The organism is Halorubellus litoreus (assembly GCF_037081675.1).
GTDB lineage: Archaea > Halobacteriota > Halobacteria > Halobacteriales > Natrialbaceae > Halorubellus > Halorubellus litoreus.
On the sequence record NZ_JAZAQL010000001.1, the window covers coordinates 1,272,847 to 1,293,115 of the forward strand.

The following is a 20,269-nucleotide window of genomic DNA, read 5'->3' on the forward strand; positions in this document are numbered from 1 at the left end:
GCCGGCACGACCACCGGCCCTGCAGCGTCGCCTGGAACGCAGCCTTCAATGCCTCGCAGCCCCAATAACTGAACATGAAGTGTCACTACTGCGACGACGAAGCCGCCTTCGCCGCGTCGACCGAAGGCGTCAAAGTCGGACTCTGCGAGGTTCACTTCCGCGAACGCCTGGAGGAGCTCTCGGACGCGGACGAGCTGCAGGCGCTCAAGGAGCACGTCGACGTCGACCGCGCCTGACTGCGGCCACGACGACCACCGTTCTCCGCGCGCCGGTTCGCGAGCGACCGCGTTCGACGCCGGATTTAGTACGTGACCGGTCGTCGTCGCGGGTATGAAGAAGGTCTCCGTCGACGAACTGGAGTCACGCATGGGGCCCGGGTCGGTCCGGGCGTCGCTCGCGAAACCGCTCGGGCTCGCGAACCTGGGCGCGAACCACTACGAGCTCGAACCGGGCGAGAGCCTGGCGTTCGGCGTGCACGCTCACGAGCGCCAGGAGGAGGTGTTCGTCGTCCAGGAAGGCGCGGTGACGTTCGAGACGTACCCGGACCGCGACGCCGCACTCGCCGGCCCCGACGGCGACGACGCGGAGACGGTCGTCGCCCAGGCTGGCGAGGTCGTCCGCGCGGCACCCGGCGAGTACCAGCGCGGCCGGAACGACGGCGACGAGCGCGCCGTCGTGTTCGCCGTCGGCGCACCCCAGGACCCCGGCGACCTCGACCTCCTCCGCGACTGCGAGCCCTGCGGCGAACGAACCGCGCACCGCATCGAACTCACCGACGACCGCGACGCCATCCTCGCCGTCTGCGAGGACTGCGACGGCGAGACCGCGCGGTACACGTAGGTCGACGCTAGCGAGACCGCCGGCGTTCCGTCGCGACGACACTGCTGGGGGCGTACGCCAGTCCTTTAGGGCTCGCCCGCCAGACCTAGTGGTAGATGACAGGCGAGTACGGTCTCGTGGACCCGAGCGAGGCCGACACACCGGGTGACGAGTGGGAGGAGATCGACGTCTCGGACACCGACGCGGACCGCATCGCGCGCAAGCGCGACCGAGAGTTCAACGAGTTCCGCAAGCGCATCAAGGACGCCGACCAGTTCAAGGTCGAGGCGTCGGTGTTCGACGACGCGACGTACGCGGCGCTCTACAAGCTCGTCCAGGACGGCTGGCTGTCCGCGTTCGGTGGTCCGGTCTCGACCGGGAAGGAGGCGAACGTCTACACCGCGCTCGGCGGCGACGAGGCCGCCGATGCACTCGACGAACCGGAACCGGAGGTCGCGGTGAAGGTGTACCGCATCAACGCGAGCGACTTCCGGGACATGCGGGATTACCTCGCTGGCGACCCGCGCTTCGAGGGCATCGGCGGGAAGAAGAGCCAGGTCGTGCTCGCGTGGGTGCGCAAGGAGTACGCGAACCTCAAGCGCGCCCAGAAGGCCGGCGTCCGCGTGCCGAACCCGCTCGCGGTGGAGCGGAACGTGCTCGTGATGGAGTACATCGGGACCGACGAGGGCGGGCGTGCCCGCCGGCTCGCGGAGGTGAACGTCGAAAACCCCGAGACCGCCTATCACGTCGTCCGCGAGTACATCCGCCGGCTCTACACGGCGGGACTCGTCCACGGCGACCTCTCCGAGTACAACATGGTCATCGAGGACGGCGAACTCGTCGTCATCGACCTCGGCCAGGCGGTCACCGTCCATCACCCGAACAGCGAGGACTTCCTGAAACGCGACTGCCGGAACGTCGCGAACTTCTTCTCACGGCAAGGCCTCGACGTCACGGGCGAGGAGTGCTACGAGTTCGTCGTCGAGCACTCGGACCCGTCGAGCGACGGCGACGACAACCGGAACGCCCGCTAGCCGTCAAGAGTCCCGGCGACGGCGGGACGCACCCACGAGGACGACCGCGAGCAGCGCCGCGGCCGCGACCCCGGCGCCGAACCCGGGAATCGGGTCCTCGGCGACGGGCGTGGTGGGGTCGACCGTCGGCCGCCCGCTGGTCCTGGTCGCGGTGGTCTCGGTGTCATCGCCGAGGATGGGCGTCTCGTTGTACGTGGTGGTCGGTGGCGTCGTCGTGTTCGTGGTCGGTGGCGTCGTCGTGGTCTCGGCCTCGAACGTGATGGTCGCGCTGGCGCTCCCGTTCGGGTAGCGCTCGCCGTGCGTGCCGTCGTCGCGGACGCGGTACGCGACGACGCGGTACGTGCCGTTCGCGGCGGCCGCGGGGAGCGAGAACGTGACGGTCTGGTCGACGCCCGCGTCGAGGACGGTCGTCTGGTCGACGACGCCGGTGTCGTTCCGGAGGACGAGCACGCCGCCGTGGCTCAGGTTCGCGCGCGCCGAGACGTACCCCGTGGACGTCGTCTGGTCGTCGAACTCGATGACGGCGCGCCGTTCGCGGACCGCGAGTGTCGCGGGGGCGCGGGTGAGCGTCCGCGAGCGGTTCGCGGCGAGCGCGACCGTGACGTTCACCGTCGTGGGGGCGTCGACGCCTGCGAGGTCGAGCGTCGCGTCGTACCGCCCGCGGTCGTCGACCGTGGCGACGGCGGTCGCGACGACGCCGGCGTCGGTCCTGGCAGTGACCGCGAGTTCGGTGCCGGGCGCGACCGTCGTCGTGCCGGCGACGGTGACGTTCGCGCCGGGTTCGAGCGGGCCGGTCGTGGCGACGAACGCGGCCGCGGGGCGGAACTTGACGCGACGGCTGGTCGCGGCGAGGCCGCTGACGCTGTCGTTCGCGTAGTACCGCGCGGTGTAGACCTCGTACGCGTCGAGGCCGTCCTCGAAGAGACCGTCGAAGCGGTAGTCCTCGTCGTCGTCGCGGTACTCGGCGGCGACCGCGCTCGGATCGTCGAACGGGCTGGCGTGGACGGCGAGGACCTTCGACGGGTCGACGACGAGGCGGTAGCGGTCGTCGCCGGCGACGTCGCGCGCGTCGACGTTCGTCGCGTTCAGCCAGAGGCTCCTGGACTGGCGCTCGGGCGTGGTGGTGTCGGTGGTCTGCCGGACCGCGAAGTGCCCGCTCTCGTTCAGCGCGGCGAGGACGCGCGCGGTCAGGTTCGCGGACGCGTTCCCCGAAGCGTTCGCGACGCGAGCGTCGAGCCCGGGGACGGTGACGTCGACGACGAGGCGGTCCCGCGCCGTGACGTTCGTCGCTTCCGCGGTGGGGTTCCGGAAGCTCGCGACTTCGCTCTCGCTGGCGTTTGCGACGTCGACGGACTCGGGGACGCGCCAGGTGTCGACGGTTGCACTCTCGTTGGACGGGTAGACGAACGCGACCGGTCGGCTCTCGGCGACGACAGGGTCGTCCGAACGCTCACGATAGTTCGCCGCGAACGTCCGAGTCTCCTCTGTCCAGCTCTCCTCGAAGAACCCGAGGACGTTCGAGGTACCCACGTGGTCCTCGTAGGCACCCGCGAACGACCGGTCACCGTCGAGCAGATGGCCGTCGCGGATACCGATCGTCTCGTCGACGTCGACGACGAGGACGTATCGGTCGGCGGTAGATCCGTCGACCGCACGGGTGTTCGACGCGTTCAGCCAGAGGACACCAGGTTGGAGGGATACCGGGGTCGTCTCCACGGTCTGGACGAGCGTTAGCCGACCGCTGTCGGTCAACGCGGCGAGCACGCGCTCGGTCACGTTCCCGCTTCGGTCAGCGACGGCGGCGTCGAGGTCGGGAGAATCGACCGCGACGGCAAGATAGTCGTCGCTGGTCACGTTCGTTCGAACGCCCGGTTCGTGGTAGCTCGCGAGTTCGCTCGCGCTCGCGTTCGCGGCGTCGACGTAGCCGGGGACGCGCCAGGCGTCGACGGTCGCGTTCTCGGCCGAGGGCGTTGCGGCGTCGAGCGAGTCGCCGTCGGACGCGTGGTCGGTCGCGGTCGCGTCCGTGGCGGCTATCGCCGGTGCGACGCCGGCGAGGACCACCAGCGCGGCGACGACGACGGCCGTGGCTGGTCGTGGAGGGCGGAGCATGGGGGCGTGTTGTCGGGATTCCGGCAAGTGCTTTCCCCTGGAACGCCAGCCTCGACGGCGCCAGCGCGGGCGTTCGTGGTGCGCGGTCAGTTGGCACGCCGTCGTAACGCTCTTGTCGACGCGTCGTGGACGTGCTGGTGATGGAGTCCGCTCCCTGCTGGCGCTGGCGCACGCAGTCCTCGGGAGCGGACAGTGTGGTCTGCGTGCGTCGCCGGACGTAACTCGGCGTCGCGGGCGGTCGCGCTCACTCGTTCTCTCGACGCCGCACCGGACAGCCGACCGCACGCGACACAGCTACGACACACATGCCAGCGCACGACGACGGCGCGACAGCCGAATCGACGACCGAACAGCCGAACGAGACCGACGCGGGCGACGGCGACGGGTTCGTGGTGACGCCGTACGAGGTCTCCGGCGAACTCGATTACGACAAGCTCCTCGAGGAGTTCGGGGCGGACCGATTGACGGCCGAGGACGTCCGGCGGTTCCCGGACCATCCGATGCTGCGGCGAGGCATCTACTACGCGGGCCGGGACGTCGACGCGTACCTCGACGCGGCCGCGGGCGACGCCGTGACGGCCGACGCCGCGACGGCCGACGTCGACGCGGCCACGGGCGAGGACGGCGCGGGCGGGACGCATTCCATCGTGACCGGGGTGGGGCCGTCGGGGCCGATGCACCTCGGGCACGCGCTCGTGTTCTACCTCGCGAAGGAGCTGCAGGACGCGACGGGCGCGACGGTGTACGTCCCGCTGTCGGACGACGAGAAGTACCTCTCGAAGGACTTGACGTTCGAGGCGGTGGGTGAGGCGACGCGGGAGAACCTGCGGGACCTCCTGGCGATCGGGTTCGACCCGGAGCGCACGCGGTTCGTGCTCGATTCGGCGGACGCGGACGTCGTGTATCCGCTCGCGGCGACGTTCGCGAAGGACGTCACGATGAACCAACTGGAGGCGACGTACGGGCGGCCGGACAACGTCGGGATGGGGTTCTATCCGGCGGTGCAGACCGCGCACCTCCTGCTCCCGCAGTTGGTGGAGGGCGCGCATCCGACGCTCGTGCCGGTCGCGGTCGACCAGGACCCGCACGTTCGCGTGAGTCGCGACGTCGCGGCGAAAGCCAGGTACCCGGTCCGGAAGCCGGGTGCGTTGCTCGGGAAGTTCCTCCCGGACCTCGCGGGGCCGGGGAAGATGAGTTCGAGCGAGGGCGCGGCCATCTACCTGACCGACGACGCAGAGACCGTCCGGGAGAAGGTCCTCGAGCACGCGTACTCGGGCGGTCGCGACAGCGTCAGCGAGCACCGCGAGCACGGCGGCGACCCGAGCGTCGACGTCGCCTTCCAGTACCTCCGATACTTCTTCGAGCGCGACGACGACCGGCTGGCGGAACTGGCGACGCAGTACCGTGAGGGCGAGTTGCTCTCCGGCGAGCTGAAGTTGGAGGCAGTTGACGCCATCACCGAGTTCCTCGAATCGCATCAGCGGCGGCGCGACGCGCTCGGTGACGTCCGCGACGAGCTGGAACCGTACCGGTTGACCGAGGCGGAGCGCGAGCGTGCGCTGGATGCGGCGGGCGTCCCGCGCCTCTAGCGGGCGCTCTCTCTGGACTGGCGCGAACAGAACGAGATTTCTGTTCCGTCCCCTACAGAAGTGTAATTCTGATTACCTATATCCGGATGGGTGGCGTCTCGGATACCATGCGCTCGCTCCTCTCCAATCGGAACTTCACGCGGCTGTTCGCCGGTCGCCTCGTCACGAACGCCGGCGACAGCCTGTACTTCATCGCCGCGATGTGGCTCGTCTACGACCTCACCGGCAACGAGTTCTACAGCGGGCTCGCCGGATTCCTCACGATGGCACCGCAGGCGCTCCAGGCATTCTCGGGGCCGCTCGTCGACCGCTGGAACGTCAAGCACCTGCTCGTCGCCACCCAGCTCGTCCAGGCCGTGCTCATCCTCGCCATCCCCATCGCAGCGTGGACCGGGAACCTCACCGTCTGGGTCGTCCTGACAGTGATGCCGCTGCTCTCGCTGCTCAACCAGTTCGTCTACCCCGCCCAGTCCGCGCTCCTCCCGCGCATCGTCGACGACGACGAACTCGTCGCCGCGAACTCCGCGTTCTCCATGGCGTACCAGGGCGTCGACGCCGCGTTCAACGCCGTCAGCGGCCTCCTCGTCGCCGTCGTCGGCGCGACCGTCATCTTCCTCCTCGACTCCGCGACGTTCGTCGCCGCCGCACTCCTGTTCGCCACGCTCGCACTCCCCGACCGCGACGCCGCCGACGTCGAGACCGGCGACGCGGCAACCGAGGGCGACGCGGACGCGGACGCCGGCGCGGTCGCGACCGACGGCGGCGACGCGGACCCGCACTCGAGTGCGGCCGACGACGCGGACGCCGACGCGTCGCTCGGCTATCTCGAGTCGCTCCGCGAGGGCGCGGCGTTCGTCCGCGGGAGCGTGCTGTTCCCGATGCTCGCCGGGTCGCTCGTCATCAACTTCACGTTCGGCGCGGCCATCGCGGTCCTCCCGAGCTACGGGGACGTCGTCGGCGCGGCGAGCGGGCCGCTCGCGGGCGTCCTCGGCGGTTCGGTCGGCGGTGCGAGCGCGTACGGGCTCCTGATGGCGGCACTCGGTGGCGGGATGTTCGTCGGCGCACTCGCCGCGAACGCCGTCAGCGACCGCGCGTTCGGCCGGCTCGCGGTCGTCACCATGGCCGTCGGTGGCGTCGCGTGGCTCGCCGCGGTGTACGCGTCGACGCCCGCGGCGACGGTGCCGCTGTTCGCGCTCGCACTCGTCCCCGCCGGTATCACGAACGTCCTCATCGTCTCGATGATCCAGTCGCTCGTCCCCGACGCGCTCCTGGGCAGAGTCATGGGCGTCGTCGGGAGCGTCTCCGCGTTCGCGACGCCGTTCGGCGCGCTCGCCGGCGGTGCCGTCGCCGCAGCCTACGGGCCGACCGTCGTGATGTACGCCGGCGGCGTCGGCCTCCTGTTCCTCGCCGCGTACAACCTCGCGGTGCCGAGCATCCGCCGACTCCCCGCGGTCGGCGACGTCGAGACGCTCTCGACGTGACCACGGCATGCAAGACGGTGTCGGGCGAGAATCGGCGGGCTCGCACCCCGAGCGCCACGGGACCACGTGACGCGGGCGCGAGGGGTGCCGAAGTCTTAAGCGTCGCGAGAGCCCATTTGTGGCGTATGCAGCACGTGAAGATTCCGCAGGACCGCATCGGCGTGCTCATCGGCGAGGGTGGGGAGACGATGCGACGCATCGAGTCTCGCGCGGGCGTTCGTCTCGACATCGACTCCGAGAACGGGAAGGTCGCCATCGAGCAGGTCGGCGACCCCGTCGACGCCCTGAAAGGCCCCGATATCGTCGAAGCCATCGGTCGCGGGTTCGCGCCCGAGGACGCACTGACGCTCCTTGACGACGACATGCGGATGTTCGACCTCGTCGACATCGGCGCCGTCGCCCGGAACAGCAAGGACATGAAGCGAAAGAAGGGTCGACTCATCGGCGAGAACGGCCGCACCCGCGAGCTCATGGAGGAGTTGACGGGTGCGATGGTCGTCATCTACGGGTCGACGCTCGGCATCATCGGGTCGCCCAAGCAGACGAAGATCGTCCGCGAGGCCGCCGAGCGCCTGCTCGACGGCGCCCCGCATGGCTCGGTGTACTCGTTCCTCGAACGCAAGCACAACGAACTCAAGCGCGAGGGGCTGGACTACCACCGCTACCCCGGCGGCACCTGAACGCCGATAGCTCCCTCGTCGTTCTCGCGCGTTACCCGTCCCGAGTACCGACGCGTCCGCTACAGTCCCCCCAGTGGTACTTACTTTTGTCCGACAGGTTGTCTTAAATTAGCGCCGTCATAAGCCAACGCAATTAAGATTCCGTAGGGATTGCGATTGGTGCAACAGCATGGATAGGAGAACATTGCTCGGAGCGATTCCAGCGGCGGCACTCTCGGCTTCCGGCGTCGCTGCGGGCCGTCCGAGCAGGTGGCAGCGAGGCGTGGGGGGCGACGCGACGGCAGGACAGGCACCCGCGGGCGAACGGACCGGGACGGTCGTGGACGTCCAGGACGGCGACACCATCACGGTCGAGTTCGAGGACGGGACGACCGAGGACGTCCGGCTCCTGGGCGTGGACGCGCCGGAGCGCGCGGTCAGCCGACAGTTCGAGCGTCCCGAGGAGTGGGAGGGGCTCGCGTACCGCGAGGACCGGAGTCTGCTCCAGCTCCGGTTCGACTCGGTGTCGTCGCTACACGCACCCGACGGGACGCCGCTGTCCGACGACTCGGTGGTCGCGGTGCGGTCCGAGTCGACGGCGCGCGTCGAGGACACGGACGGCGAAGGACCGACGGTCGCCACCGACGGCGAGATACCGCTCGTCGCCGTCAGCGGTCGCGTCGTCGGGTTCGGCGCCATCATGGTGGACGGCGCGCCGAACTTCGACGAGGACAACGAGGAGTTCCTCCTGAACGTCTGGGACGAGGTCGTCGGCTCCGGAACCGTCCTCTGGGACGAAGGCCACGACCAGTTCTTCGACACCGAGGAGGTGGAGGCGTTCCCCACGCACGCCGAGGACCACGGGTACTCGGTGCGGGGGACGACGTCGCTCGTCGACGACCTCCCGGACGCGGACGCGCTCGTCGTCACGTCGCCGTCGAAGGCGTTCTCGGACGCGGAGCTCGACGCCGTCGCGTCGTTCGTCGACGACGGGGGTGCCGTGTTCCTCCACAATCAGGCGGACTACAACGACTTCGACGCGACGGGGAACCACAACGCGATCGCGGACGCGCTCGACCTCGAGTTCCGGTTCGGCGACGACCAGGTGCTCGACGACGAGCACAACGGCGGGCAGCCGTTCGTCCCGACGACGCGGAACTTCTCGTCGGCGTTCGCGTCGTTCTTCCGGGACCGCGAGGGCATCGACGGCGTGCCGGCGCGGTCCAGCGAGCACCTGCTCGCGGCCGCCGAGGACGCGACCGCGTTCGCTCGCGACCGACTCGCCGACGAGACGGTCACGCTCGCGTTCGACGGCGACGAGCCGACGCGCGACGGCTCGGACCGCCTGCTCGCGTACGTCCGCTACGAGGACGACGACGGCGAGCAGCGACGGTTCAATCGCGAACTCGTCGCGAACGGGCTCGGTCGCGTGTTCGACTCCGGGTTCGCCGCGCACCGCGAGTTCCAGCGGTTGGAGCGCGAGGCGCGCGCGGCCGGTCGTGGCGTCTGGACGGAGAGCGACGTGTCGAGCGCGCCGTCGTACCGGAATCGGCGCGTGGAGTCGCTTTACTTCCCGGCGCCGGCGAGCGTTCGCACGATGGACGGCCAGCTCCCGCGGGACCGCGCGCCGGTGCGGGCGATGTCGACCGCGACCCAGGACGGATCGCCGGCGGTACCGTACGACGTCGGCATCCCGCTCGTCGGCGTGGACCCGGAGTCGCGGGTCGCGCTCGTCGGCGCACCGCTCGTCGACGAGCGTTACGAGGCGCTCGAAGGGTACGGCGTCGACACGAGCACGTACGAGAACCACGCGTTCCTGACGAACCTCGCGGCGGCACTCGCCGACCGGGACGGTGACGTCCTCGTCGACGGCGCGCACGGACAGTACGCGGCGGCGCACGCACCGGCCGCGGAGCAGGCGGCGTACTACCAGCGGTACCTGGAGGGACAGGGCCTGAACCTCGAACAGCGCAACGAGGTGACCGCGGAGACGCTCGGTGACGCTCGCGCGCTCGTCGTCGCGACCCCCGCGTCGTCGTTCTCGCCGGCGGAGCTCGACGCGCTCGCATCGTTCCGCGACGCCGGCGGTGCGGTCGTCCTGCTCGGGTCGGGCGCGGTCGAACGCGACCGCCTCGAGTACCTGAACGACGTCGCTGGTGGGCTCGGGAGCGACCTTCGGTTCAACGCGGACGCCGTCACCGACGCCGCGAACGGGCTCGGCGGCGACCCGGCCGTGTTCGAGACGCGGTCGTTCGCGCGCCCCTACGGCGGGCTGTTCGAGGCGTTCGACGGCACCGCGTCGCTCCCGGGGCGAGCGGCACAGGGCGGGTCGACGCCCGGGACGACGCCCGAGACGACGAGTCCGGCGACGACGACGTTCCCCGCCGTCGACGCATCCAGTGGCCCGCTCGACGGACTGCTCGTGCCGGGTGCCGTCGCGGCGGGCGGACTCGCGACGGTCCTCGCCGCGCTCGGCCTCCGGCGCGGCGGCGGGGCGCGCGACGACGAGGCCGTGACCGACGGAGGTGACGCGCGATGAGCGACGACGGCGCGACGACCGACGACGCGAGGAGCGACGACGGCGGGCGGCTGCTCGCGCTCTCGCGCACGATAGTCCCCGAACGCATCCGGCGGAGTTACGCGCTCAAGTTCGGGATGTGGTTCGTCGTGCTGACGATAATCGTCGGCGTGGCAGGCCTCGGCGCGACCTCGTTCATCGCCGACGGCGCGACCGGGGACGCGAACCAGGACCTGCTCGGCGTGACGAGTCAGACCGCGAACAGCATCGAGAACTGGAACGACCGGAACCACAACCTCGTCGAGATCGTCGCGCGGAACGTCGACGAGAACGCGACGTACACGCACGTCGAACGCGAGCTCGAGTCCGAGTCCCTCGCCGCGATGCCGGCGTACGTGACCGGCATCCACTACGTGGATCTCGACGCCGAGCGCGTGCTCGCGAGCACGACCGACCGGAACGAGGTCGGGGAGCGCCTGGCGAGCGTCGCGTCGAGCACCACGCCGAACTCCCGGCAGGCGTGGGCGGCCGAGTCGAACTACGCGTTCGAGGGGACGACCGGAGTCTCCGACGTCTACACCCACGACGACACGACGAAGGTCGCGTACTATCGTCGGGTCTCGAACGCGACCGCGGCCGACGGTGGTCGTGCGCTCGTCGTCGTCGCGGACCTGGAGGCGGCGGACATCGGTATCGGGTCGGACGCGAGCGAGGACGGGTTCGTGCAGGTCGTCGACGAGGACGGCGTCGTCGCGTTCGACGAACGCGACCGTCGGTACGGGAAGGCGTACTACGGCGGCGCCTCGTCTGCGGTCGTCGAGACCGCGCAGTCGTCGACCGCGGGCGTGAACCGCTACAGCGCGAGTCCGGCCGTCGAGTACGCGCTCTCGACCGACGAGTACCTCGTCGCGCACGAGCGCGTCGACGGCACGAACTGGGTGGTGCTCCGCCACGAGAACCCGGCGTCCGTGTACGGGTTCGCGTCGAGCGTCGAGCGTCTCGGGCTCGTCGGCACGATCTCGCTCGTGTTCGTCGTCGGCGTGTTCGCGACGACGCTGAGTCTGCGGACGTCGCGGTCCATCGACCGCCTGAAGCGCAAGGCCCGTCGCGTCGAGGACGGCGACCTCGACGTCGACTTCTCGACGGCGCGCGTCGACAGCATCGGCCAGCTCTACGGCGCGTTCGACGCGACCCAGCGGTCGCTCCGCGAGCAGATCCGGCGCGCGGAGGCCGCGCGCGACGACGCCGAGCAGTTGAACGAGCACTTGGAGCGGAAGGTCTCCGCGTACAGCGAGGTGATGCAGGCGACGAGCGACGGCGACCTGACGCGACGGATGGACCCCGAGTCCGAGAACGAGGCGATGTCGACGATCGCGGAGGAGTTCAACGACATGATGACGGACTTCGAGCGCGCGGTCGTCGAACTCCAGTCGTTCGCGTCGGACGTCGCTGCGGCGAGCGACCGCGTGAACGAGAACGTCGACGAGGTCGACACCGCGTCGCGCCGGGTGACGGAGGCGATACAGAAGATCTCGGACGGTGCTGAGGAGCAGAACGCGCGGTTCCAGGACGTCTCCGCGGAGGTCGACGAGCTGTCGTCGACGACCGAGGAGATCGCGAGCACGTCGAGCGAGGTCGCGGACCTCGCGGAGCGGACGGCCGAGACGGGTCGCGAGGGCCGGGAGGCCGCGGAGGCGGCTATCGAGAGCGTCGAGGAGATAGAGCAGGGTGCGTCGAACGCGGTCGCGGAGATCGAGCGCCTCGACGACGAGATGGAGAAGGTCGACGAGCTCGTCGCGGTCATCTCGGACCTGGCGCATCAGACGAACATGCTGGCGTTGAACGCGAACATCGAGGCGTCCCGCGGCGGTGGTGGCGACGAGGGCGGCGAGGGGTTCTCGGTGGTCGCGGGCCAGATCAAGGAGTTCGCGGCGGAGTCCAAGGAGGCGGCCGCGGACATCGAGGCGTCCCTGGAGCAGATCCGCGAGCAGGCGGACGCGGCGGTCGACGAGGTGAAGGGGGCGTCGGCGCGCATCGCGGAGAACGAGCAGTCGGTGCGGGACGCGGCGGCGGCGCTGGAGGACGTCGCGGATTACGCGGAGCAGACGAACGACGGCGTGCAGGAGATCACGGAGAGCACGCAGTACCAGGCGCGGTCGACGGAGGAGATCGTGCCGATGGTCGACGACGCGGCGCGTATCTCCGAGCGGACGAGCGAGGAGTCGGAGACGGCGGCGGCGGCGGCCGAGGAGCAGACGGCGGCGTTGACGGAGGTCAGCGAGTCGATGAGTTCGCTCGCGGCGACCGCCGAGGAGCTCGACCAGGAACTCGGTCGGTTCGAGGCGTCGAAGTTCGAGCGCGCGATGCCGGCGGCGGACGACGACTGACGGCGTCCGCGGTGGTCCCGTCGGGATCGTCGTCGCTCTCGTCGACGACGTTCCGGTGGATTCGACGCCGACCAGGCAGTATATAAACCCCTTCGTTTGCGAACGTTTCGCACGGTTATTCGGGTGCCCCGTGGGGCGTTCTTGCGGATCCAATCCAGTACTTTTTTATAGAATCACAATCAATCTTCCAGATACCTATGTCACAGCAGATGGGCGGCGGTCAGCCCCTCCTCGTACTCAGCGAAGACTCGCAGCGCACATCCGGAAAGGACGCGCAATCCATGAACATCACGGCCGGGAAGGCCGTCGCGGAGTCCGTCCGCACGACCCTCGGCCCGAAAGGCATGGACAAGATGCTCGTCGACTCCAGCGGCGAGGTCGTCGTCACGAACGACGGCGTCACCATCCTGAAGCAGATGGACATCGAGCACCCGGCGGCCAACATGGTCGTCGAAGTGAGCGAGACCCAGGAGGACGAGGTCGGCGACGGCACCACGAGCGCCGTCGTCATCTCCGGTGAACTCCTCAAGAAGGCCGAGGACCTCCTCGAGCAGGACATCCACGCGACCACGCTCGCACAGGGATACCGTCAGGCCGCCGAGAAGGCCAAGGAGATCCTCACCGAGTCCGCGATCGAGGTCTCCGAGGACGACCGCGAGACGCTCACGCAGATCGCCGCCACGGCGATGACGGGCAAGGGCGCGGAGTCCGCGAAGGACACCCTCAGCGAACTCGTCGTCGACGCCGTCCTCGCCGTCAAGGACGAGGAAGGCATCGACACGGACAACATCAAGATCGAGAAGGTCGTCGGTGGCTCCACGGAGAACTCCGAGCTCATCGAGGGCGTGCTCGTCGACAAGACGCGCGTCCACGACAACATGCCGTACTTCGTCGAGGACGCGAACATCGCCGTGCTCGACGACGCGCTCGAAGTGAAGGAAGCCGACATCGACACCGAGGTCAACGTCACCGACCCCGACCAGCTCCAGCAGTTCCTCGACCAGGAAGAGGCACAGCTCAAGGAGATGGTCGACCACCTCGTCGACGCCGGCGCCGACGTCGTCTTCGCGCAGGACGGCATCGACGACATGGCCCAGCACTACCTCGCGAAGGAAGGCATCCTCGCGGTCCGCCGCACGTCCAGCGACGACGCGAAGCGCATCGCGCGCTCCACGGGCGCCCGCATCGTCTCGAACCTCAGCGACATCGAAGCCGACGACCTCGGGTTCGCCGGGAACGTCGTCGAGCAGGACGTCGCCGGCTCCACGAAGATCCTCATCGAGGACGTCGAGGACGCGAAGTCCGTCACGATGCTCCTCCGCGGCGGCACCGAGCACGTCGTCGACGAGGTCGAGCGCGCCATCGACGACTCGCTGGGTGTCGTTCGGACGACGCTCGAGGACGGCCACGTCCTCCCCGGCGGCGGTGCGCCCGAGACCGAGCTCTCGCTCGCCCTCCGCGACTTCGCGGACTCCGTCGGCGGCCGCGAACAGCTCGCAATCGAGGCGTTCGCCGACGCCGTCGAGGTCATCCCGCGCACGCTCGCGGAGAACGCCGGCCTCGACTCCATCGACAGCCTCGTCGAACTCCGCAGCAAGCACGACGCCGGCGACGCCGACGCTGGCCTCGACGCCTACACCGGTGACGTCATCAACATGAGCGACGAGGGCGTCGTCGAGCCGCTCCGCGTCAAGACGCAGGCCATCGAGTCCGCGACGGAGGCGGCCGTGATGCTGCTCCGCATCGACGACGTCATCGCGGCGGGCGACCTCTCCGGCGGTCAGGTCGACCCCGACGACGGCGGCGACGGCGGCGGCCCGCCCGCTGGCGGCCCCGGCGGCATGGGCGGCATGGGCGGCATGGGTGGCATGGGCGGCGCGATGTAAACGAGGGAGGAAAACGCGAGCCGCAGGCGAGCGGCATACTCCCTCGATATCGAGCGGGCGTAGCCCGCGAGATGACTTCGGCTTCGGTTACACGCTCCCCCACCCCGATTCGTCTCGTCCCGCTCGCAGACCGACTTGCGGTTCTTTGCTTTCGACGCTGGTCGCGTAGTGGCGACGCTGTCTACGGGTTCTCGTGGTCGACGCTGGGTGCGAGCGGAGTGGTGTCGTCCTCGAGTCACGATGGCCGAAACACACCTAACCGCGGGGGAGAGACAACAGGCAATGTTCGTCGAGTCGGTGATGACGACGCCGGTCGAGACCATCGACGCGGACGCCACGATGACGGACGCGCTCCACGAGATGCTCGAAGCGAAGGTCGGGAGTCTCGTGGTGACGACCGGAACACCACCGCGGAAGACCGGTATCGTGACGGACGCGGACGTCAAGACCGCGCTCCACGACTTCGAGCACCCGCTCGAGGACGCGTCCGTGCTGGAGCGGTTCATGTTCCTCCTGCGTCGCCCGATCACTGGTGCGCCCGTCCGCGAGTACATGAGTTCGCCGCTCGTGACGGTCCAGCCGGACGCGACGCTCTCGGAGGCGGTCGCGACGATGAACGACCACGAGATCAAGCACCTGGTCGTCACGAAACACATGCGCCTCGAGGGTATCCTGACGTCGTCGGACGTCGCCGCCGCGCACGACGACATCGTGAGCGAAGCCAGGGAATCGAGCACGCGACGCCCGCACTGGGAGCGCTGAGGAGCGACGCGAACCCGGCGCATCATCGGGGACGGGGCGTCGTCTCGCGGCACAACTTGAACCACATCCCTACCGGTTTAACTAAGTGGAGTGCCGGGGTACCTTCGGCGCATGGACACACTGCTGCTGGACAGTTCTGACGTCGACGAGAACGCGCAGATGGGTGACGTGGTGGCTGCGGTCGAAGCCGCGTTCGCGGCCTACGAGGAGGGGCGGACGAAGATGCCGGCGAAGTCCTACGTGGACCTCCCGAAGTACAACGGCGACTTCCGGTCGATGCCGGCGTACATGGCGGCCGACGACTGGGACGCCGCGGGCATCAAGTGGGTGAACGTTCACCCCGACAACCCGGAGAACTTCGACCTCCCGACGGTGATGGGGACGATGATCTACTCGGACCCCGAGACGGCGGTGCCCCTCGCCATCATGGACGGCACCGAGTTGACGATGAAGCGCACGGGCGCAGCGGCCGCGGTCGCGACCGACTACCTCGCGGTCGAGGACGCCACCTCGCTCGGTATCGTCGGCGCCGGCGTGCAGTCGTACACGCAACTGGACGCCATCGCGCAGGTCCGGGACATCCAGACGGTCGTCGTGAGCGACGTCCGCGACGAGGCCGTCGAGCGCTTCAAGGACGTCTACGGCGACGACTTCGACGTCGAGCGCGGCGAGATATCGGACGCGGCGCACTGCGACATCGTGTCGACGGTGACGCCCGTCGAGGACCCCATCGTCACGCCCGATGACGTCGGCGAGCACACGCACATCAACGCGATGGGCGCCGACGCCGAAGGCAAACACGAGCTCGCGGACGACGTGCTCCTCGACGCGAAGGTCGTCATCGACGACTTCGAGCAGTGCACGCACTCCGGCGAAGTGAACGTCCCCTTCAGCACGGGTGTGATGGACGCCGACGACATCTACGGCGAGATCGGCGAGATCGTCACGGGCGTCCGCGACGGCCGCACCAGCGACGACGGCGTCACGGTGTTCGACTCCACCGGGCTCGCCATCCAGGACGTCGCCGCCGCGCACGTCGTCTACGAGCACGCGTTCGAGAACGACAACGGCACGCCGTTCGAACTCATCCAGACGTAGACGCCTCCGTTCGAACGCATCCAACGTAGGTGGGCGACGTGGCAGTCGCTGTGGTGCTGCCCGCGGTCGTTCTTGGTTTCGATGGTGGCGGGTTGCAAGAATACATGTTCCTGGGAGCGCGTGCTCCGGACGATGGTCGACGAGGAGGTGGTGGCGTACGGGGTTCGGCTGCCGCGGGTCGTTGACGCGCCAACGCGGTTCGCGCTCGCGGCGCTCGTCGGGAGCGACCGGTTCTGGATGACGGTGTTTCTCGGCGTCCCGCTCGGTTCGGTGGTCGCCGCGAGCGTCCACGACGGTCTCGCGTCGCTCGCGGCCGGCGTTCCGGTCGTACTCTCGCTGTGCCTGCTGTGGCTGAGCCACGAGTTCGTCGAGCCGACGCTCGCGGTCGACCGCGAGCGAGGGACGGTCGCGAAGTCCAAACCGTACGGGAACGGCGAGTACGACGCGTTCGCGGCGGACGACCTCGTCGGCGTCGAGATTCTCTCGTTCGAGGACGTCGCCCTCGTCCGGTTCGAGCACCCGAACGCGCTTCCGTCGAAACCGCAGTCGACGGCGGTCGACGCGGCGGACGTCGCCGCGCTCGCCGCGGACCTCGACGCGATGGGCGTGGACGTCCGGACGCGAGAACGCTCGCTGTGGCGACTCTCGGGGGAACCCGTGCACGCGCGCGTCCTCGGCACGCCGCTCATGCTCGTCAAGACCGTGCTCGCCGTGGCGACCGCTCACGGCGTCGGCGCGTTCGCGACGGACGCCGTCGTCGTCCCGGGCGTCGTCCTCGTCGCGTTCTGGCTGTACGGCGTCCACTGGACGAATCAGGTGCTCAGCGAGGGCGAGTGACGAGGGAAAACGCAGCAGAGCGACGGCGGACGCGCCATCGCGTCGCCGTCTGAGGTGGGGAGTTACTCGATGTGGACCGCGGGCCGGTAGGGCTGTGCGCGGTCGGCCTTGTCGGCGGGGTCGACGACGTCGTCGCCGTCCTCCGCGTACACTTCGACGTCGGCGTCGAACTCGCGGCCGAGGAAGTCCGCGGCCGCCTCGTAGACGCTGCGTTCGTCGACCGACTCGAGCGCGTCCAGCGATTCAGCGTCGCGTTCGCGGACGAACTCGACGAGGTCCTGCGCGAGGTCGTTCACGGTATTGCCCTTCTCGCGGAGGTCCGGGTCGCTCATGACCTCGCTCATCACCTGGCCGACGTTGCTGCCGACCTCTCGCACCGTATCGAGGACGTCGTACTTCCACTCCGCGGCGGCGTACACGCGGATGACGTCGGGGTCGGTGTCGGTGACGTCGACGATGTCGTTCACGTCAGCGGTGAGGTCCTCGACGAGGCGCTCCTCGACGAGCACCGACTCGTCCACGAACTCGTCGTCGACCGCGGGCCACGCCGCGTCCTCGGCGGGTTCGCCGGCGAGTTCCTCGTGGAGTTCGTTCGCCATGAACGGCGTGAACGGCGCGAGCAGCTTCAGGCGCGTCTCGAGGACGCGGCGCTGCGTCCACCGCGCGCCCGGCGCGTCGAGGTCGCGACGCCGGCGGTACCACCGCAGGTCCTCCTCCAGGTTGTAGAACGCCGCCTGGCTCGCGGTGCGCGTCTCGAAGTTCTCCATCGCCTCCGTGACCGTGTCGACGGTCTCCTGGAGGCGCGCGAGCAGCCACCGGTCGGCCTGCGCGAGGTCCTTCTCGCCCGCTGGCCCGTCGACCACCTCCTGGGCGCGCCGCCAGAACCGCTGGAGCTGGTCCTGGGTCGTCTCGACCTGGTCGTCGCGCCAGTCGTAGTCCTGCCAGGGCTCCGCGGAGTTCATCAGGAAGAACCGGACGGTGTCCGCGCCGTAGTTCGAGATGGCTTCGCCGGGAAGGACGACGTGCCCCTTCGAGGAACTCATCTTCTCGCCCTCGAGCAGTCCCATGCCCATGACGGTGATGCCCTCCGGCCAGTTGTCCGGGTCGAACAGCTCCGCGTGATGGAACAGGAAGAACGTCAGGTGGTTGTTCACGAGGTCGTTCGCAGAACACCGGTAGTCGACGGGATACCAGTAGTCCCACTCCTCGCGGAGTTCGAGCGCCTGCTCGGGCGCGTCACCCTCGACCGCGTCCGCGCCGTAGAACAGCGCGTCGAAGAACTCCTGCGTGAGGTCCTCGACGGGCACGTCGCTGATGCGGTGGGCGATCGTGTAGTACGCCATGTAGATCGTCGAGTCCGACAGCGGCTCGATGACGAAGTCCTCGTCCCACGGCAGTCGCGTTCCCAACCCATAGTTCCGGATGCACGGCCACTCGTTCAGCCAGTCGACCGTGTGGTCGTACTGCTCGCGGGTGTTGTCCGGGATGGCGTCGAGCTGGGCGACCGCGTCGTGGGCCTTCTGCTTCCAATCCTGGTCGTTGTACCGGAGGAACCACGTGTCCTGCTTCGCGACCTCGACGTCGCCACCGCAGCGGCAGACGACCTCCTCGCTGAACTCCTGCATCGTGTCGAACGCCTCGCCGAGGTACGCCGCCTTGAACTCGTCGCGGACGTCCTCGACGACGCCGCCGGCGAACTCGCCGTAGTCGTCGTGGAGTTCACCGGAGTGGAACTCGGCGTTGTAGAGGTCCTGCGTGACCTCCTTCAGCGCGGGGTCCTCGCTCGACTCGATGCCGGCGTCCTCGACCGCGGACTTCGCGGGAATCTCGCCGTAGCCCTCGATGTCGAGGATGGGAATCGGTTCGATGGCGTCGACGGCCGCGGGGTCGATACCGTACTGCTCCATGCGGGCGTCGTCGGCCTTCGCCTCCTGCAGCGCGAGGTAGTCGTCCGGCGAGTGCGCGGGGACGCTCATCACGACGCCCGTCGCGTTGTCCGCGTCCACGAACCCGGCGGGCAGCACGAGGACGTCGTCGCCCGTCACGGGGTTCGTCACCGTCTCGCCGACGAGCGCCTCGCCGCTGTACTCGTAGCGGACCTCGACGTCGCGACCCTGGAGTTCGAGCTTGCGCGCCGCCTGCGCGGAGACGAACCAGAACTCGCCGTCGACCTCCGCCACGACGTAGTCGGCGTCGGGGTCGATGTACGCGTTCGTCACTCCGCGAACGGTCTCCGGGCGGAGCGTCGCCATCGGCACCGTCACGGCCGCGCCGTCGATCTCGGCGCCGAACTCGACGAGCGTGTACTCCTGGAACTCCGCCTCCTCGCCCTCCAGGATGTCGTGGGTCGTGACCGGCTGGTCCTCGTTCGTACAGTACTTCACCGGGTGCAGGCCCTTCTCGAGCAGCCCGCGGTCCTTGAGGGTGCGGTACTGCCAGGTGATGAACTTCGAGTACCGGTCATCGTTCGTCGTGAACTCCCGGCGCCAGTCGATGCTGAGGCCGAGGTCCTGCATCCCCTTCTTGTAGTGCTCCTCGATGAAGTGCCGCGCGAACCCCATCGGCGTCTCCAGGTCCTGGAGCGTGTCCTCGTCGACGTTATAGGTGTTCTTCAGGACGTCGAGTTGCTCCTCCTCGCCCTTCTTCAGGCGCTCGACGGCGCCGATGATGGGCGTCCCGGTGACGTGCCACGCGATGGGGAACAGGACGTTGTCGCCCTGCAGTCGCCGGTAGCGGGCGTACACGTCGGGGACGGTGTAGGTGCGGGCGTGCCCGATGTGCATCCCACCGCTCGGGTAGGGGTAGGGGACGGTGACGAACGTCGTCTCCTCGTCGCCAGCGGGGTCGGCCTCGTAGCGCCCCTGCTCGCGCCATCGCGACCGCCACTTCGACTCCAGTTCCTGGGGGTCGTACTCGCTCATACACGGTCGTGCGCGGTCGACCGTCAATAAACGACCGATAGCACGTCGGCAGGGTGCGCGACGGCGTCCCCGACGCGACCGCGACGCCTGTGGCGTGGTAGCGCGTGGCAGTTCTTGCCGGAGGCTGACAGCGCGACCTGTCAGCCCGAGTGTCCTTAGGGTGTGGCTC

At 69.0% G+C, this 20,269-nt stretch carries 14 protein-coding genes; 12 read left to right on the forward strand and 2 right to left on the reverse strand.

All coding sequences use genetic code 11. The features are described 5' to 3' along the window. The first annotated feature begins 74 nt into the window (after nucleotides 1–74). From VYJ16_RS06395 to rio1, 3 genes are all read left to right on the forward strand, one after another. Complete coding sequence (locus VYJ16_RS06395; RefSeq protein ID WP_227134088.1) at nucleotides 75–236, forward strand: DUF6757 family protein; 162 nt, start codon at nucleotides 75–77, stop codon at nucleotides 234–236. 94 nt (nucleotides 237–330) lie between these two features. Beyond that, a complete protein-coding gene (locus VYJ16_RS06400; RefSeq protein ID WP_336349465.1) occupies nucleotides 331–840 on the forward strand; it encodes a cupin domain-containing protein in 510 nt (169 codons plus the stop codon). Between the two features lie 95 nt (nucleotides 841–935). Further along, the gene (gene rio1 / locus VYJ16_RS06405; RefSeq protein ID WP_336349466.1) at nucleotides 936–1,853 is read left to right on the forward strand and encodes a serine/threonine-protein kinase Rio1; all 918 of its coding nucleotides are present in this window, start codon (nucleotides 936–938) and stop codon (nucleotides 1,851–1,853) included. Nucleotides 1,854–1,856: 3 nt separating this feature from the next. Here rio1 and VYJ16_RS06410 read toward each other — a convergent pair whose 3' ends face one another. Then, nucleotides 1,857–3,962, reverse strand: coding sequence for a BGTF surface domain-containing protein (locus tag VYJ16_RS06410; RefSeq protein WP_336349467.1), 2,106 nt, complete (start codon nucleotides 3,960–3,962; stop codon nucleotides 1,857–1,859). A gap of 305 nt (nucleotides 3,963–4,267) precedes the next feature. Here VYJ16_RS06410 and trpS point away from each other — a divergent pair, with 305 nt between their 5' ends. The 9 genes from trpS to VYJ16_RS06455 all read left to right on the forward strand — a co-directional run bounded on the left by trpS (nucleotide 4,268) and on the right by VYJ16_RS06455 (nucleotide 17,179). Then, the gene (gene trpS, locus VYJ16_RS06415; protein ID WP_336349468.1) at nucleotides 4,268–5,551 is read left to right on the forward strand and encodes a tryptophan--tRNA ligase; all 1,284 of its coding nucleotides are present in this window, start codon (nucleotides 4,268–4,270) and stop codon (nucleotides 5,549–5,551) included. Between the two features lie 107 nt (nucleotides 5,552–5,658). Further along, on the forward strand, nucleotides 5,659–7,032 hold the full coding sequence (locus VYJ16_RS06420) for an MFS transporter (RefSeq protein ID WP_336349469.1): 1,374 nt from the start codon (nucleotides 5,659–5,661) through the stop codon (nucleotides 7,030–7,032). Nucleotides 7,033–7,157: 125 nt separating this feature from the next. Next, on the forward strand, nucleotides 7,158–7,712 hold the full coding sequence (locus VYJ16_RS06425; protein WP_227134093.1) for a KH domain-containing protein: 555 nt from the start codon (nucleotides 7,158–7,160) through the stop codon (nucleotides 7,710–7,712). 262 nt (nucleotides 7,713–7,974) lie between these two features. Beyond that, on the forward strand, nucleotides 7,975–10,230 hold the full coding sequence (locus tag VYJ16_RS06430) for a DUF4350 domain-containing protein (RefSeq protein ID WP_336349470.1): 2,256 nt from the start codon (nucleotides 7,975–7,977) through the stop codon (nucleotides 10,228–10,230). Continuing rightward, a complete protein-coding gene (locus VYJ16_RS06435; protein ID WP_336349471.1) occupies nucleotides 10,227–12,596 on the forward strand; it encodes a methyl-accepting chemotaxis protein in 2,370 nt (789 codons plus the stop codon). Before VYJ16_RS06430 ends, VYJ16_RS06435 begins: the two co-directional genes overlap by 4 nt. A 197-nt stretch (nucleotides 12,597–12,793) precedes the next feature. Then, on the forward strand, nucleotides 12,794–14,482 hold the full coding sequence (gene thsA, locus VYJ16_RS06440; RefSeq protein WP_336349472.1) for a thermosome subunit alpha: 1,689 nt from the start codon (nucleotides 12,794–12,796) through the stop codon (nucleotides 14,480–14,482). Between the two features lie 282 nt (nucleotides 14,483–14,764). Next, nucleotides 14,765–15,244, forward strand: a complete 480-nt coding sequence (locus VYJ16_RS06445; protein ID WP_336349473.1) for a CBS domain-containing protein — start codon at nucleotides 14,765–14,767, stop codon at nucleotides 15,242–15,244. A gap of 111 nt (nucleotides 15,245–15,355) precedes the next feature. Then, a complete protein-coding gene (locus tag VYJ16_RS06450; RefSeq protein ID WP_336349474.1) occupies nucleotides 15,356–16,342 on the forward strand; it encodes an ornithine cyclodeaminase family protein in 987 nt (328 codons plus the stop codon). Between the two features lie 132 nt (nucleotides 16,343–16,474). Further along, the gene (locus tag VYJ16_RS06455) at nucleotides 16,475–17,179 is read left to right on the forward strand and encodes a hypothetical protein (protein WP_336349475.1); all 705 of its coding nucleotides are present in this window, start codon (nucleotides 16,475–16,477) and stop codon (nucleotides 17,177–17,179) included. A 62-nt stretch (nucleotides 17,180–17,241) separates the two neighbouring features. On the opposite strand, the gene leuS is transcribed toward VYJ16_RS06455, so the two are convergent. Continuing rightward, nucleotides 17,242–20,100 (reverse strand): leucine--tRNA ligase, encoded by a 2,859-nt coding sequence (gene leuS / locus VYJ16_RS06460; protein ID WP_336349476.1) that lies wholly within the window; start codon nucleotides 20,098–20,100, stop codon nucleotides 17,242–17,244. Nucleotides 20,101–20,269: the final 169 nt, after the last annotated feature.

What these genes read in the sequence shown, in the direction of transcription:
- thsA (WP_336349472.1), top strand. Translation starts at nt 12,794, where the DNA reads ATGTCACAGCAGATGGGCGGCGGTCAGCCCCTCCTCGTACTCAGCGAA.
- VYJ16_RS06450 (WP_336349474.1), top strand. Translation starts at nt 15,356, where the DNA reads ATGGACACACTGCTGCTGGACAGTTCTGACGTCGACGAGAACGCGCAG.
- VYJ16_RS06435 (WP_336349471.1), top strand. Translation starts at nt 10,227, where the DNA reads ATGAGCGACGACGGCGCGACGACCGACGACGCGAGGAGCGACGACGGC.
- VYJ16_RS06425 (WP_227134093.1), top strand. Translation starts at nt 7,158, where the DNA reads ATGCAGCACGTGAAGATTCCGCAGGACCGCATCGGCGTGCTCATCGGC.
- rio1 (WP_336349466.1), top strand. Translation starts at nt 936, where the DNA reads ATGACAGGCGAGTACGGTCTCGTGGACCCGAGCGAGGCCGACACACCG.
- trpS (WP_336349468.1), top strand. Translation starts at nt 4,268, where the DNA reads ATGCCAGCGCACGACGACGGCGCGACAGCCGAATCGACGACCGAACAG.
- VYJ16_RS06410 (WP_336349467.1), bottom strand. Translation starts at nt 3,962, where the DNA reads ATGCTCCGCCCTCCACGACCAGCCACGGCCGTCGTCGTCGCCGCGCTG.
- VYJ16_RS06455 (WP_336349475.1), top strand. Translation starts at nt 16,475, where the DNA reads ATGGTCGACGAGGAGGTGGTGGCGTACGGGGTTCGGCTGCCGCGGGTC.
- VYJ16_RS06395 (WP_227134088.1), top strand. Translation starts at nt 75, where the DNA reads ATGAAGTGTCACTACTGCGACGACGAAGCCGCCTTCGCCGCGTCGACC.
- VYJ16_RS06400 (WP_336349465.1), top strand. Translation starts at nt 331, where the DNA reads ATGAAGAAGGTCTCCGTCGACGAACTGGAGTCACGCATGGGGCCCGGG.
- VYJ16_RS06445 (WP_336349473.1), top strand. Translation starts at nt 14,765, where the DNA reads ATGTTCGTCGAGTCGGTGATGACGACGCCGGTCGAGACCATCGACGCG.
- leuS (WP_336349476.1), bottom strand. Translation starts at nt 20,100, where the DNA reads ATGAGCGAGTACGACCCCCAGGAACTGGAGTCGAAGTGGCGGTCGCGA.
- VYJ16_RS06420 (WP_336349469.1), top strand. Translation starts at nt 5,659, where the DNA reads ATGCGCTCGCTCCTCTCCAATCGGAACTTCACGCGGCTGTTCGCCGGT.